Origin of the sequence: Gottfriedia sp. OAE603 (assembly GCF_040543965.1) — a bacterium.
Lineage (GTDB): Bacteria > Bacillota > Bacilli > Bacillales > Bacillaceae_G > Gottfriedia > Gottfriedia solisilvae.
The window spans coordinates 1864691-1880224 of sequence record NZ_JBEUNN010000001.1; the positions used below are offsets into that span (position 1 = coordinate 1864691).

Sequence of the window (15534 nt, forward strand, 5' to 3'; positions counted from 1 at the left end):
AAAACACCGTTCAACAAAAAGAAAATCAACTAAACTAACTTTTTCATTTTCCTAAAAAAATGATAAACTAGCTTAAGCATAAACTATCTACGAAAACATAATAAGGAATGAACAGAAAATGAATATTTATAATGTGATTGAAAGCATTGCCAATGGTAGACAAGCTAAAAATATTGCATTTGTGTATGAAGGCGTGAGTTCAACTTATGATGAATTAATTTTGCAAACAAATCGTTTTGCTAAAGAATTAAATAGAAATATTAATAAAGATGACAAGGTTGCTATTTTACTTGGAAACTCACCAGAGTTCATTCAGGCTTATTTAGCAGTTTTAAAGCTTGGGGCAATTGCAGTACCTTTAAATCCTGCATTTACTGAGCATGAATTAATTTATATTTTAAATGATGCGAATGTTAAGCTTGTTATTACAAAAGAAGATCAACAAGATAAATTATTGAGTGTAAAAGGTTCTTGTCCAATATGTGAACATGTCATTGCAATTGAACAAGTAAACCAACAAATAATTAGTAATGATTCATATATTAGTCCTATTTTAGGTGAAAATGATCCTGCTGTTATTTTGTATACTTCGGGGACAACTGGAAATCCGAAGGGGGCAGTCATTACCCATCGTAATATGATAGAAAATGTGAATGATTTTTCTTCGATGATCGAATTAGATGAATCTGATAAGATGATTGCGGTACTTCCTATGTTTCACTCTTTTTGCTTAACAATTTGTGTAAACATGATTTTGTTAAATGGAGCGACTACAATCATCGTGCCAAAGTTCAATCCAATTGTTTTAGTTGACACCATAAAAAATGAAAAAGCCACGTTAATTGCAGCTGTACCAACAATTTATAATTATATAAATCAATTATCTAACGTCTCATCTGATGATTTTACAAGTTTAAGAGCTTGTATTTCAGGTGGTTCATCAATTCCGATTGAGTTACTTCAATCATTACAAGATAAATTTAAGTTAAATATGCTAGAAGGATATGGTTTATCAGAAACATCACCCGTTTTAACATTTAATCCTTATGGCGGACTTTGTAAGCCTGGTTCAGTTGGAGTTGATTTACCAAGTGTCAAAACAAAAATCTTCAACGAAAAAGGCGAGGAAGTTTTAGTTGGTGAAATTGGAGAGGTAGTAGCAAAAGGACCAAATGTAATGATGGGTTATTACAATAAGATAGAAGAAACTGAAAAAGCTTTTACAAATGGCTGGTTCAAAACAGGCGATCTCGGTAAGAAAGATGAAGATGGATATTTATTTTTATTAGATCGAAAAAAAGACGTAATTATTACGAATGGATATAATGTGTATCCAAGAGAAATTGAAGAACAATTATATAAGCATCCTAATATTATTGAAGCAGCCGTTGTCGGCAAGCCTGATTTAGTAGTAGGGGAAATTGTTTGCGCGTATCTCGTAGTGAATCAAGAGATAAAAGAGGAAGAGATTAAAAACTTCTGTCAGAAATATTTAATCCATTATAAAGTTCCAAAGCAAATCTATTTTATTAATGAGTTACCTAAAAATAGTACAGGGAAAATTTTAAAAAGAAGCCTTTGATAAAGCTGATTGAAAATCGCAGAAATAATGGACCTGCGATTTTTTTTAGAATAATAATCTGAAAATATTGAAGTTTAGTAATTATTAGCATATACTTGAGATAGATAATAGTTTATTAGAGATTAAGCATAAGAGGTAATAGCACATGGCAGAGCAAAGTCTACGAATTGGTCGAACAGCAATGATGCTTGCTTTGACTGAAGAAGAAGAACTAATTAATCTGAATGAAAATGTCGTTTGGTGTGTTGGTAAGGTTGGTACAATGGATTCACAAAAAATTGTAGCTGCAATTGAAACCGCTGCCAAACAGAATGGTGTAATAAATGGGGCTTTGTATAGAGAAGTTCATTCGTTATATCATGCAATTTTAGAAGCAATTCAAGGTGTCACAAGAGGTCATTTGCAGTTAGGTGGCGTACTCAGAACAGTTGGTCTTCGATTTGCTGTCGTTAGAGGAAAACCTTATAAAAATGCGAATGAAGGTGACTGGATTGCTGTCGCTTTATACGGTACAATCGGTGCGCCGATCAAAGGATCTGAGCATGAATCTGCCGGTCTTGGTATCAATCATATTTAAATGCCCATAGTTTATTAGAGATTATAGGGGGCTATGTTTCGTAAATGATTATTTACGTTGCATAGCCTCTTTCTGCGTTTTTTAACCAAATTTGGAGGTGCTAAGAATGGTGACGTTAACTGGTAATAGTTTAACAATGGATCAGATGAAACGAATTTTATTTGAAAATGTTTATGTGCAAGCAAGTGAAGACAGCTTACATGCTGTAAAAAAATGCAGAGAAAAAGTAGAACAAATCGTTGATAATGGCGAGGTTGTTTATGGGATTACAACTGGTTTCGGTAAATTTAGTGATGTATTTATTGCAAAGGAAAATGTTTCTGCACTTCAATATAATTTGATCGCATCGCATGCTTGTGGAGTTGGCGAGCCATTCCCTGAGTTAGTTTCAAGAGCGATGTTAGTTCTTCGAGCAAATACAATGTTAAAAGGCCATTCTGGTGTGCGTTTAATTGTTGTTGAAAAATTACTTTCATTAATTAATGCTCATATTCATCCTGTGATTCCATCTCAAGGATCACTTGGAGCTAGTGGAGATTTAGCACCATTATCACACTTAGCACTAGTTTTACTTGGTGAAGGTGAGGTTTTCTATAAAGGAAACCGAATGGACACAAAAGATGCATTAGAAAAAGAAGGAATTTTACCGATTACTTTAGAAGCTAAAGAAGGGTTAGCTCTAATAAATGGTACACAAGCAATGACAGCGATGGGCATTTTAACGTATATCGAGGGTGAGGAACTTGCTTACCAAAGTGAATTAATTTCTTCGATTACATTTGAAGCTCTACAAGGAATTACAGATGTATTTGATGAAAGAATTCATTTTGCTCGTGGATTTAAGGAACAAATCCAAGTAGCTGAGCGCTATCGAAATATTTTATCGACTAGTCAGTTAACAACAAAGCAAGGTGAAATTCGTGTGCAAGATGCTTATACATTAAGATGTATTCCTCAAGTTCATGGAGCAAGCTGGCAAGTACTTAATTATGTGAAAGAAAAATTAGAAATAGAAATGAATGCAGCCACTGATAATCCATTATTATTTGGTGATGATGTGTTTTCAGGTGGGAACTTCCACGGTCAGCCAATCGCATTTGCAATGGACTTCTTCAAACTAGGTATCGCAGAATTAGCAAATATCTCTGAACGTAGAATTGAGAGATTAGTTAATCCTCAATTAAACGATTTACCTGCATTTTTAAGTCCAGAGCCTGGTTTACAATCTGGTGCTATGATCATGCAGTATGTAGCAGCTGCTTTAGTTTCTGAAAATAAAACGTTAGCACATCCAGCAAGTGTAGATTCAATTCCTTCATCAGCAAACCAAGAAGACCATGTAAGTATGGGAACAATTGGGGCACGTCACGCTTATCAAATTCTGCAAAATGCAAGAAGAGTATTAGCAATTGAATGTATTTGTGCAATGCAAGGTGTTGAGTATAAAGGCGTTGAAAAAATGTCTGTCATCACACGTAGATTTATGGAAGATGCACGTAAAACTGTACCTTCAATTACAAAGGATCGTGTGTTTTCAACTGATATTGAAAAATTAACTAGTTATTTAAAAGAAAATTTCGTCTCAGATCGCTTTGTAGGACAAAAACAAATATAAAAAAGGTGGGTAATCAAATGGAACTGATTAAAGGAGCACTAAAAGCACCAACAGGAACTGAATTAAATACAAAAGGTTGGGTTCAAGAAGCAGCACTTCGCATGTTATTAAATAACTTAGATGAGGAAGTAGCAGAAAGACCAGAAGATTTAGTTGTTTATGGTGGTATTGGGAAAGCAGCAAGAAACTGGGAAAGCTTCGATGCAATTGTTGAGTCATTAAAAAAATTAGAGAACGATGAAACTTTATTAGTTCAATCTGGTAAACCGGTCGCAATTTTTAAATCACATGAAGATGCACCACGTGTATTATTAGCTAATTCAAACTTAGTACCAAAATGGGCTACTTGGGAGCATTTCCGTGAATTAGATGAAAAAGGATTAATGATGTATGGTCAAATGACAGCAGGAAGTTGGATTTACATTGGAACACAAGGAATTCTTCAAGGAACTTACGAGACATTTGGAGAAGCAGCTAAACAACATTTCGGTGGAAGCTTAAAAGGTACAATCACATTAACTGCTGGACTTGGCGGTATGGGCGGAGCACAACCACTAGCAGTAACAATGAATGGAGGAGTTGTCATTGGTATTGATGTTGATGAAACGAGAATTCAACGTCGTATCGATACAAGATATTGTGATGTTCTAACTCATTCATTAGAAGAGGCTTTACAACTTGCAACTGACGCTAAAAATGAAGGAAAAGCTCTTGCAATCGGTTTAGTTGGTAATGCAGCTGAAATTTTACCAGAATTAGTAGCACGTAACTTTTTACCAGATTTAATTACTGACCAAACTTCAGCTCATGATCCATTAAATGGTTATTTACCAATTGGAATGACGATGGAAGAAGCAAAAACACTTCGTATAGAAAATCCAGATGAATTGATTAAACAAGCTAAACATAGTATGGCTGTACACGTTGAAGCAATGTTAGCAATGCAACAACGTGGAGCAATTACTTTTGATTATGGTAATAATATCCGTCAGGTTGCATTTGATGAAGGCGTTAAAAATGCATTTGATTTCCCAGGCTTTGTACCTGCATTTATTCGTCCATTATTCTGTGAAGGAAAAGGACCTTTCCGTTGGGTAGCTCTTTCTGGAGATCCAGAAGATATTTACAAAACAGATGAAGTCATTCTTCGTGAGTTTGCAGATAACGAACACTTATGTAACTGGATTCGTATGGCGCGTGAAAAGGTTGCATTCCAAGGTTTACCATCTCGTATCTGTTGGTTAGGATACGGTGAGCGTGCTAAATTCGGAAAAATCATTAATGAAATGGTTAAAAATGGTGAGTTAAAAGCGCCTATCGTAATTGGTCGTGACCACTTAGACTGTGGTTCGGTAGCTTCTCCAAACCGTGAAACTGAAAGTATGAAAGACGGCAGTGACGCTGTAGCTGACTGGCCAATTCTGAATGCACTAATTAATGGAGTAAATGGCGCTAGCTGGGTAAGTGTACATCACGGTGGTGGTGTTGGAATGGGTTACTCTTTACATGCTGGTATGGTGATAGTAGCAGATGGAACTGATGCAGCTGCAAAACGTATCGAAAGAGTATTAACATCAGATCCAGGAATGGGTGTTGTTCGTCACGTTGATGCTGGTTATGATTTAGCAGTTGAAACGGCGAAAGAAAAAGGCGTAAATATCCCAATGATGAAGTAGGTGTAAAGAATGAAAGCAGATATATTATTAACGAATATTGGTCAGCTTGTGACAATGGATCACGGTGACGGTCCAGTTCGTGGTAAAGAGATGAATGTAATACCCGTAATAGAGAACGCAGAAATTGCTTGGAAAGATGGTCAAATTATTTATATTGGTCAAATGAATGAAACTAAAATTGATGCTAATGAAGTAATTGATTGTCAAGGCAAATTAGTATCGCCTGGATTAGTTGATCCTCATACTCACGTGGTCTTTGGAGGATCACGTGAGCATGAAGTAAGCTTAAAATTACAAGGTGCATCTTACTTAGAAATATTAGAAATGGGTGGAGGTATTCACTCGACTGTTAGTCAAACAAAGTTGGCAACTCATGAAGAACTGAAACAAAAAACAATTCAACATTTAAATCGTATGCTTTCCTATGGTGTTACGACTGTTGAAGCAAAAAGTGGTTATGGTCTTGATGAGGAAACTGAATTTAAACAATTAAAGGTTGCGAAAGAATTACAATCTGAGCATGATATAGATATTGTTTCTACGTTTCTAGGTGCCCATGCCGTACCAAAAGATTATAAAGGAAATGAAGAAGCATTTTTAGAGAAGATGTTATCTCTACTAGATCAAATTAAAGAAGAAGAGCTGGCAGAGTTCGTTGATATTTTCGCAGAAACTGGCGTGTTTTCCGTTGAACAATCAAGAGAATTTCTTTTAAAAGCAAAAGAAAAAGGATTCTTAGTCAAAATTCATGCAGATGAAATTGATCCACTTGGCGGAACAGAAATGGCAACAGAAATTGGGGCGACTTCAGCTGATCATTTATGTGGCGCATCATCTAAAGGTGTAGAAATGCTTGGTGATAGTAATTCGATTGCAGTTATTTTACCAGGTACAACTTTCTATTTAAACAAACCTGAATTTGCACCAGCTAGAGCAATGATCGATCAAAATGCTGCTGTTTCATTGGCTACTGACTTTAATCCTGGAAGTTGTCCGACAGAGAATTTACAATTAATCATGACCATTGCTATGTTAAAGTTAAAAATGACACCCGAAGAGATATGGAATGCGGTAACGATTAATTCTTCATATGCAATTAATCGTGGTGAACAAGCTGGTAAACTAAAAGTTGGACGTAAAGCTGATGTTGTTATTTGGAATGCACCAAATTATACTTATGTACCATATCATTTTGGTGTAAATCATGTAGAATCAGTGTTTAAGAATGGAAAGTTAGTCGTAAATAGAGGTGTATATGATGTCTCTATCACATCTTAAAAAAGCAGGAGATGCAGTTTTCGTTGATTCATCTGTTACAAAAGCTAATGAAATAGTCACTGCTTGGGATGGAAAAGATGCACATAATTTTTCAATCATAGGCGTTCCATTATCTAAAACATCAATTAGTCATTCGGGAGCTAGCTTTGCTCCCGCATCTATACGTAAAATGCTAAGTAGCTATAGTACGTATCATATTGAAGATGGAATTGACTTGAAAACGTTACGTGTTACAGATTTTGGCGATATCACGATGCATGTCACTGATTTTGAGGAATCTAGAAATCGTATTAAATCGACGATTGCTGAATTATTGAACCAATTTAAAGATACTATGCCGATTATTTTAGGTGGGGATCACGGGATTAGCTTTCCAAGCATCGCTGCTTTTACAGAAGCTAGGGGGAAAATTGGGGTCATTCAGTTTGATGCGCATCACGATTTAAGAAATATAAATGATGGTGGCAGGTCAAACGGAACACCATTTCGCAGTTTAATAGATGAAGGTATATTAAATGGTGAACATTTAATTCAAATTGGTTTGCGTAATTTTTCAAATAGTGCTCCTTATACTGAGTTTGGAATCAATCATGGTGTCACAATTTATACAATGCGTGATGTACGTGATTTGGGTATTCAAAAAATTATGATTGATTGTATAAATCGTTTATCACAGGAAGTTGATGCTATTTATATTAGTCTCGATATGGATGTGTTAGATCAGGCTTTTGCACCAGGCTGTCCAGCAATTGGCCCTGGTGGAATGGATAGTCAGACGCTGATTGATGGAATATGTTATCTAGCATCACATCCAAAAGTTTGTGGGATGGATATTGTAGAATTAGATCCTACAATTGATTTCCGTGATATGACAAGCCGAATTGCTGCACATGTCATATTGAATTTTCTTGTTGAAAAAGTTAAATTGAATCGATAAATAAAAGCTCGTAAACAATAAAAATTGTTTACGAGTTTTTTATTATGTCTAACAAACGTTCACATATTCCTAACGAAAATGGTTTTTTCATTCATGATTTTTCTATGATTAACATAGATTTGTAATGGAGTGTGATCATTTTGAAGTATTCAATTAGCTTAAACTCGGCATTTAAAGCTTTACTCACTGTAATAGGGGTTAATATATTACTAGTTATCGTTTTATTTTCCTTGGGTTATTTTCTAGATATTCTTCCTGCTTTTACCTTGTTTGGCTATAAAATTATTGTGTTCCCTTTGAGTCTTTTTGTATTTATATTAAGCTTGGTATCTGAAATTAAAGTGAAGAATAAGAGATTGGTTGACATTGAAGGTGAATCTAGTGAAAAGAAAAGTAGGATGGATAAATACCATCATACTTAAATCTTGAAAGATTTGAGGTGAAACTGTTGAACCTCGAGGAAGAAGTTATTCAAAATTTAAATGAGCGCATAAATTTATTAAGAAAAGATCAGAATACAGATGGGTCTTGGGAATATTGTTTTGAAGGGTCGATTATGACAGATTGCTTTATGTTAATTCTTTTAAGTGATTTAGCATTATTAGATAAAGAAAAAGAATTATGTGAAAATATTGCAAAACGTTTGATCAAGTTACAAGAAGAAAATGGCTCATGGAAATTATATGAAGATGAAAAAAATGGGAATCTATCCGCGACTGTTCAAGCATATGCTGCATTATTAGTCTCTAACACATTAGAAAAAGATCATCCTAATATGAAGAAAGCAGAAAAATTTATACTCTCAAATGGTGGGCTGGGAAAAGTACATTTTATGACAAAAATGATTCTAGCGATACATGGATTCATTCAATATCCAACATTCTTTCATTTTCCGATGAGCTATTTTCTGCTCCCAGACAATTTTCCTCTCAGTTTATTTGAACTAAGTAGTTATGCCCGAGTTCATTTAATTCCAATGATTTTATGTATTAATAAACGATTTATTATTAAATCTAATCATCCAATTAATCTAGATCATTTACATGCTACTAAAGAGATCGAGTGGTTTGACGATGAGAGAAATTCATTTTTTCACTTTTTAGTAGAAGAGGGTAAGAAGCTTGCCTCATATCCACTATATTTTCATGATAAAGGATATGAAAAAGCTGAAAAATTTATATTAGAAAGAATTGAAACAAACGGTACATTTTATAGCTACGCTAGTTCAACATATTATATGATATACGCATTACTAGCTCTTGGATATGAAACTAACTCAAATGAAATTCAACAAGCATTAAGTGGTTTAATCTCACTTTCATTTGAAACCGAAGATGGTATTCATATTCAAAATTCTCCCTCACAGGTTTGGGATACAGCGTTACTTTCCTATGCATTACAAGAAGCAGGCGTTTCCCCGACAGATACTTTAATTAAAAAATCCGTTGATTATTTAAATAAAAAACAGCAAATCTTAAAAGGTGATTGGTCGAAGCATGCAAAGAAAATCAGTCCTGGAGGTTGGGGATTTTCAGAAGTAAATTCATTTATTCCAGATAATGATGATACAAGTGCAGCATTAAGGGCATTAACAAGAAGTGCTATCTCAGACTCAACCCAACTTGAAAAATGGCAAAAAGGGATTCAGTTTTTATTGGGCTTACAAAATCATGATGGTGGTTGGGGCGCATTTGAAAAAAATGTAACAAATAAATGGTTAACTTATTTACCAATAGAAAATGCCAAGGATGCCATCATTGACCCATCGACGGCAGATTTAACAGGTCGTGTTTTAGAATTTATTGGAAACTATACAACAATTGATCGAAATGATGAACAAGTTAAAAAGGCGAGCGAGTGGATATTTGAGCACCAAGAAAAAAATGGTAGCTGGTATGGTAGATGGGGAATTTGTTATATTTATGGAACATGGGCTGCTATCACTGGACTACGATCAATCGGAATACCGAAGAATCATGAAGCAATTCAAAAAGCTGCTAAATGGCTTATCAGTGCGCAAAATGATGATGGAGGTTGGGGAGAGTCTGGTTATTCGGCTGTAAAGCAAAGATATGTACCGCTAAAGTATAGTACTCCTAGTCAAACAGCATGGGCTATTGATGCCTTATTAACGATTGTAGATAAAGAAGATAAAGCGATAAAAAGAGGGATTCAATATTTACTGGCTCAAAAAGATAAAACAAAAAAAGAAGTAATGTATCCAACAGGTCTCGGTTTACCAGGTGGTTTTTATATTCATTATCATAGTTATCAACATATATATCCATTACTCGCATTAGCGCATTATGTTCAAAAATAATTTTATTATGTATATAGTTTCAGTTTTTTATCAAATAATATTATTATGTAAACTAAGTGATTCGAAAAATAATAAAATATGTCTATTTTTCAAATTTTCATAAAATATGTTTCTTTAATTGGTTAAGTATAGTAAACTATTCATATTAAAAATAACTGAATATTCCTTATCGAGAGTGGTGGAGGGACTGGCCCTTTGAAACCCGGCAACTTTAGCTTTAGCTAAAAAGTGCTAAATCCAGCATGTTTTTAACATGAGAGATAAGGCGTGGATTGTAGATAACGTCATTCTTTCATTTTAGAAAGAATGGCGTTTTTATTTTTGTATGTAAGGGAAGTGATCAAGTGGGACTGTTGGAAAAATTGAATAATGGAATTGTATTAGGTGATGGAGCTATGGGGACTCTATTATATTCTGGGGGATTACATAGTTGCTTTGAAGAACTAAACATTACTGAACGAGATCGAATTATCCATATTCATGAACAATATATTAATGCTGGTGCGGAGGTCATTCAAACAAATTCATACGGAGCTAATGCTGGGAAATTAAGACAGCATGGATTGGAAAAATTAGTTAAACAAATCAATCAAATGGCCGTCAGAAATGCAAGAGAAGCATCTAAAGGAAAAGCACTCATACTAGGTGGTATTGGTGGTATGAAATACATTGGGTCAACCTTTGCAACACCGTTAGAAAGAGAAATCATGTTGTTAGAGCAGGCATCTGCCTTACTTGAAGAAGGTGTTGATGGAATCATGCTTGAGACCTTTTATGATGAACATGAATTATATGATGCTGTTACCTTACTTAGAGAGCGCACAGACATTCCAATCATTGCACAGGTGACTTTACAAGAAATCGGTGTGATGCAAAGCGGTCAATATATTGAAAAAATCCTCCCTAAATTAGTAGATTTAGGAGCGGATGTAGTCGGAATCAATTGTCATTTAGGTCCACTTCATATGATTGAATCTTTAAATACGGTTGCATTACCGAAAAAGGGATTTTTATCGGCATTTCCAAACTCAGGTCTTCCTTTGTATGAAGAAGGTAAATATGTATATAAATCAAATCCAGAATATTTTGAAGATATGGCAAAACCTTTTATTGAACAAGGCGTTCGTTTAATTGGCGGTTGTTGTGGTACAACACCCGCACACATTGCCGCATTACGCAATAAAATAGATAATTTAAAGCCTGTCACAAAAAAAGAAGTCAACAATCGAATGATTACAATAAAAATACCAAAGCAGCCAGAACAAAAAAATGTAACGCTAGCAGAGAAAGCAAGACAAAGAACTACTATTATTGCTGAGCTGGATCCACCGAAAACTTTACAAACTAGACGATTTTTTGAAGGGGCAAAGGCTTTAAATAACGCAGGAGTAGATGCAATTACATTAGCTGATAACCCGTTAGCTTCACCAAGGATTTCAAATGTAGCCATTGCGTCAATGTTACAACGATTAAATATTCCTGTTCTTACACATTTAACTTGCCGAGATCGAAATATGATTGGTCTTCAATCACATTTAATGGGACTGTCGACTTTAGGTTTAAATGAAGTATTAGCCATTACTGGTGACCCTGCAAGAGTAGGTGACTTCCCTGGTGCCACATCGGTATATGATGTGGCCTCGTTTGAACTTATTCGCATGATCAAAGAAATGAATGAAGGTAGACTATATTCCGGAAAAAGTTTAGGAAACGGTACGAGATTTTCTGTAGCCGCTGCATTTAATCCAAATGTTAGGAAAATGGATGCTGCTATTAAAAGACTAGAAAAGAAGGTTGAAGCGGGTGCAGATTACTTTTTAACCCAGCCTGTCTATGATTTAGAAACAATCGATCGTTTGTATGAATCTACGAGACATATCAATCAGCCAATTTTTATTGGCATCATGCCACTAATTAGTAAAAAGAATGCTGACTTTATTCATTATGAAGTACCAGGAATTACCTTGACAGATGAAGTTAGAAATCGAATTGATATCAATGATCCTTTATTAGCAATAGAAGAAGGTAAAAACATCGCAAAAGAACTTGTAGATTATGCAATTGATAAGTTTAATGGAATCTATTTGATTACTCCATTCTTAAAATATGAAATTACTGAAGAACTAATCCAATACACTAAAACTCGTAAAAAAGAGGAGATTCAATTATGAAAGCATTAGAGGCAGCATTAAAAGAACGTATTCTACTCCTAGATGGAGCAATGGGAACGATGATTCAACAACGAAATTTACAAGCTGAAGATTTTGGTGGTGAAGAACTAGAAGGGTGTAATGAATATTTAGTTGTCACTCGTCCAGATATCATTCAAGAAATCCATGAAGAATATATACTAGCTGGTTCAGATATTATTGAGACAAACACATTTGGAGCTACAAATATCGTTTTATCTGATTACAATTTACAGCATTTAGATATCGAATTAAATGAAAAAGCTGCTAAGATTGCGAAAGCTGCAGTAGAATCTTCTGGGAAAAATGTGTTTATAGCTGGTGCAATGGGCCCAACGACAAAAGCAATTAGTGTCACTGGTGGCGTTACGTTTGAGGAATTAATTACTGCATATTTCCGTCAGGCTATTGGACTATTAAATGGTGGTGTCGACTTATTATTAGTTGAAACATGTCAAGATATGAGAAATGTTAAAGCTGCGTGTATTGGAATTAGTAATGCATTTAAAGAGTTAGATAAAACAATTCCAGTAATGATTTCAGGCACGATCGAACCGATGGGTACAACACTTGCTGGTCAAACAATTGATGCGTTTTATTTAGCGATTGAGCACATTTCGCCAATTTCTATCGGGTTAAACTGTGCAACTGGTCCTGAATTTATGCGAGACCACGTGAGGTCATTATCTGAGTTATCTGAAACTTATGTATCTTGTTATCCTAATGCAGGACTACCTGATGAGGATGGACATTATCATGAGTCACCGGAATCATTAGCATACAAAGTACGTGATTTTGCCGAACAAGGTTGGGTCAATATTTTAGGTGGTTGTTGTGGCACAACACCTGAACACATTAAAGCAATGAAAGAAGCTATTACAGGAATCAAACCTCGTCAATTAAAAAAGAGAACAGATCATGCAGTAAGTGGTTTAGAATCTCTTATTTATGATGATAGTATGAGACCTTTATTCGTTGGTGAAAGAACGAATGTTATTGGCTCAAGAAAATTTAAGAATTTAATAGCTGATGGAAAATATGAAGAAGCAGCAGAAATTGCAAGAGCACAAGTTAAAAAAGGTGCACATGTCATCGATGTTTGTATGGCTGATCCTGACCGTGAAGAATTAGATGATATGGAGAATTTTCTAAAACAACTGGTGAATAAAATAAAGGTTCCAATTATGATTGACTCGACTGATGAAAAAGTAATTGAACTCGCATTAACGTATATACAAGGTAAAGCAATTATAAACTCTATTAATTTAGAAGATGCTGAAGAACGATTTGAAAAAATCTGTCCTTTAATCCATAAGTATGGTGCTGCAGTTGTCGTCGGAACGATTGATGAAGATGGAATGGCAGTATCAGCGGAACGTAAATTGGAAATCGCAAAACGTAGTTATCAATTATTAACTGAAAAGTATCATATTCGACCTTCAGATATCATTTTTGATCCACTTGTTTTTCCAGTAGGAACTGGAGATGTTCAATACATCGGTTCTGCAAAAGCGACGATTGAAGGAATACGTCTGATTAAAGAAGCACTACCTGAGTGTTTAACCATTTTAGGATTAAGTAATATCTCATTTGGTCTTCCAAATAGTGGGCGTGAAGTATTAAACGCAGTCTTTTTGTACCATTCAACGAAAGCTGGTTTAGACTATGCCATTGTGAACACCGAAAAATTAGAAAGATTTGCATCAATACCGCAAGTCGAACGTGAATTAGCAGAAGATTTACTATTTAATACTTCTCAAGAAACATTAGATCGATTTGTAGAACATTTTCGTCTTTCAATAAAGAAGGAAGAAAAACCAAAGGAACAATTACCTGTTGAAGAAAGACTTGCAGCATGTATTATAGAGGGTTCGAAGCAAGGGTTAATTGATGATTTGCAATTTTGTATTGATCGTGGTGATTCACCATTAAATATTATCAATGGACCATTGATGAAAGGTATGGACGAAGTTGGAAGACTATTTAACAATAATGAACTAATCGTTGCTGAAGTACTACAAAGTGCTGAAGTTATGAAGGCTTCTGTAACATATTTGGAACAATTTATGGAAGTAACTGAGAGTTCTCGTAAAGGTAAAGTGATACTGGCAACTGTTAAAGGTGATGTTCATGATATTGGGAAGAATTTAGTAGATATTATTCTAACCAACAATGGGTTTGAAGTCATTAATTTAGGAATCAATATTCGACCTGACGATTTAATAACCCAAATTCGTAAAAATGAACCAGACATTATTGGCTTATCAGGTTTATTAGTCAAATCCGCGCAACAAATGGTGATTACTGCTGGGGATTTAAAAAATGCCGGTATCGATACTCCTATTTTAGTAGGCGGTGCAGCACTAACTAGAAAGTTTACAGATAATCGTATTCAACCAATCTATGATGGTTTAGTTGTTTATTCGAATGATGCGATGACTGGATTAGATTTAGCAAATAAAATCGTAAATCCAGTTGAGCGTCAAAGTTTAATAGATAACAAAAAGGTAATAAATAATGAAAATCAATTCATAGAATTACCGCAAGTTGAAATCAATACAACTAGATCAAACATTCAACCGTCTGACTGTCTAGTTCCTTCTTCATTAAAGAAGACTGTCATTAAAAATATTCCAGTCTCACAAGTTGCTCCATTTATTAACTATCAAATGTTGATTGGTCACCATTTAGGTGTAAAAGGTAAATGGGAAAAACAAGAAAGAGGTCAGGAATTATATGAATTAGTTCAGGAATTATTAAGAGATGGAAATGAATATTTTGACTGTCAAGTAATCTATCAATTCTTCCCTGCGCAAAGTGAAGGAAACGATGTGGTAATCTATGATTCTATTACTTCAAAACCGATTGAACGTTTTCAATTTCCTCGTCAAAGAAAAGAGCCTGGTCTTTGTATTAGTGATTTCTTAAACCCAGTCGGTGAAAAAATGGACTATGTTGGATTTTTCTCTGTTACATCAGGTCCGAGGGTGAGAAATATTGCTGAAAGATGGAAAGAAGAAGGAGAATATTTAAAAAGTCATGTTTTATTTTCCCTAGCTTTAGAGCTAGCAGAAGGACTTGCAGAAAAAACGCATATGTTAATGAGAGAAAAATGGGGATTCCCAGATGCAGCTGATTTTACAATGCAGGACCGTTTTAAGGCAAAATATCAAGGAATCAGAGTTTCGTTCGGATATCCAGCATGTCCAAATTTAGAGGATCAAGACAAATTATTTAAGTTAATTAATCCAAATGAAATCGGTATTAATCTGACTGAAGGCTTTATGATGCTACCTGAAGCATCAGTAACAGCAATGGTATTCTCACATAAAGACGGAAGATACTTCTCAGTGTAACAAA

General features: G+C 34.8%; 10 protein-coding genes and 1 riboswitch. All 10 genes read left to right on the forward strand.

What is annotated here, in order from left to right; genetic code table 11:
* Positions 1 to 118: 118 nt before the first annotated feature.
* The 10 genes from ABID96_RS09285 (at position 119) to metH (ending at position 15530) form a co-directional block, all read left to right on the forward strand.
* On the forward strand, positions 119 to 1582 hold the full coding sequence (locus ABID96_RS09285; RefSeq protein WP_192601755.1) for a long-chain-fatty-acid--CoA ligase: 1464 nt from the start codon (positions 119 to 121) through the stop codon (positions 1580 to 1582).
* 145 nt (positions 1583 to 1727) lie between these two features.
* Complete coding sequence (gene hutP / locus ABID96_RS09290; RefSeq protein ID WP_087998142.1) at positions 1728 to 2159, forward strand: histidine utilization transcription antiterminator HutP; 432 nt, start codon at positions 1728 to 1730, stop codon at positions 2157 to 2159.
* 106 nt (positions 2160 to 2265) lie between these two features.
* Complete coding sequence (hutH, locus tag ABID96_RS09295; protein WP_192601756.1) at positions 2266 to 3774, forward strand: histidine ammonia-lyase; 1509 nt, start codon at positions 2266 to 2268, stop codon at positions 3772 to 3774.
* A gap of 17 nt (positions 3775 to 3791) precedes the next feature.
* The gene (gene hutU / locus ABID96_RS09300; protein ID WP_192601757.1) at positions 3792 to 5450 is read left to right on the forward strand and encodes a urocanate hydratase; all 1659 of its coding nucleotides are present in this window, start codon (positions 3792 to 3794) and stop codon (positions 5448 to 5450) included.
* A 9-nt stretch (positions 5451 to 5459) separates the two neighbouring features.
* Positions 5460 to 6728 carry an imidazolonepropionase gene (gene hutI, locus ABID96_RS09305; RefSeq protein ID WP_192601758.1) on the forward strand — a complete coding sequence of 423 codons (1269 nt, stop codon included), beginning with the start codon at positions 5460 to 5462 and terminating at the stop codon, positions 6726 to 6728.
* Positions 6706 to 7665: a formimidoylglutamase gene (hutG, locus tag ABID96_RS09310; RefSeq protein ID WP_483300787.1), complete on the forward strand. Its 960-nt coding sequence runs from the start codon at positions 6706 to 6708 to the stop codon at positions 7663 to 7665. Before hutI ends, hutG begins: the two co-directional genes overlap by 23 nt.
* Before the next feature lie 140 nt (positions 7666 to 7805).
* On the forward strand, positions 7806 to 8087 hold the full coding sequence (locus ABID96_RS09315; protein ID WP_192601760.1) for a hypothetical protein: 282 nt from the start codon (positions 7806 to 7808) through the stop codon (positions 8085 to 8087).
* A gap of 26 nt (positions 8088 to 8113) precedes the next feature.
* Positions 8114 to 9985 (forward strand): squalene--hopene cyclase, encoded by a 1872-nt coding sequence (shc, locus tag ABID96_RS09320; protein ID WP_192601761.1) that lies wholly within the window; start codon positions 8114 to 8116, stop codon positions 9983 to 9985.
* 163 nt (positions 9986 to 10148) lie between these two features.
* A riboswitch (SAM riboswitch) is annotated at positions 10149 to 10252 on the forward strand.
* Positions 10253 to 10329: 77 nt separating this feature from the next.
* Entirely contained in the window at positions 10330 to 12156 is a 1827-nt protein-coding gene (locus ABID96_RS09325) for a bifunctional homocysteine S-methyltransferase/methylenetetrahydrofolate reductase (RefSeq protein WP_192601762.1), read from the forward strand.
* The gene (metH, locus tag ABID96_RS09330; protein ID WP_192601763.1) at positions 12153 to 15530 is read left to right on the forward strand and encodes a methionine synthase; all 3378 of its coding nucleotides are present in this window, start codon (positions 12153 to 12155) and stop codon (positions 15528 to 15530) included. Before ABID96_RS09325 ends, metH begins: the two co-directional genes overlap by 4 nt.
* The last annotated feature ends 4 nt before the right edge of the window (positions 15531 to 15534 follow it).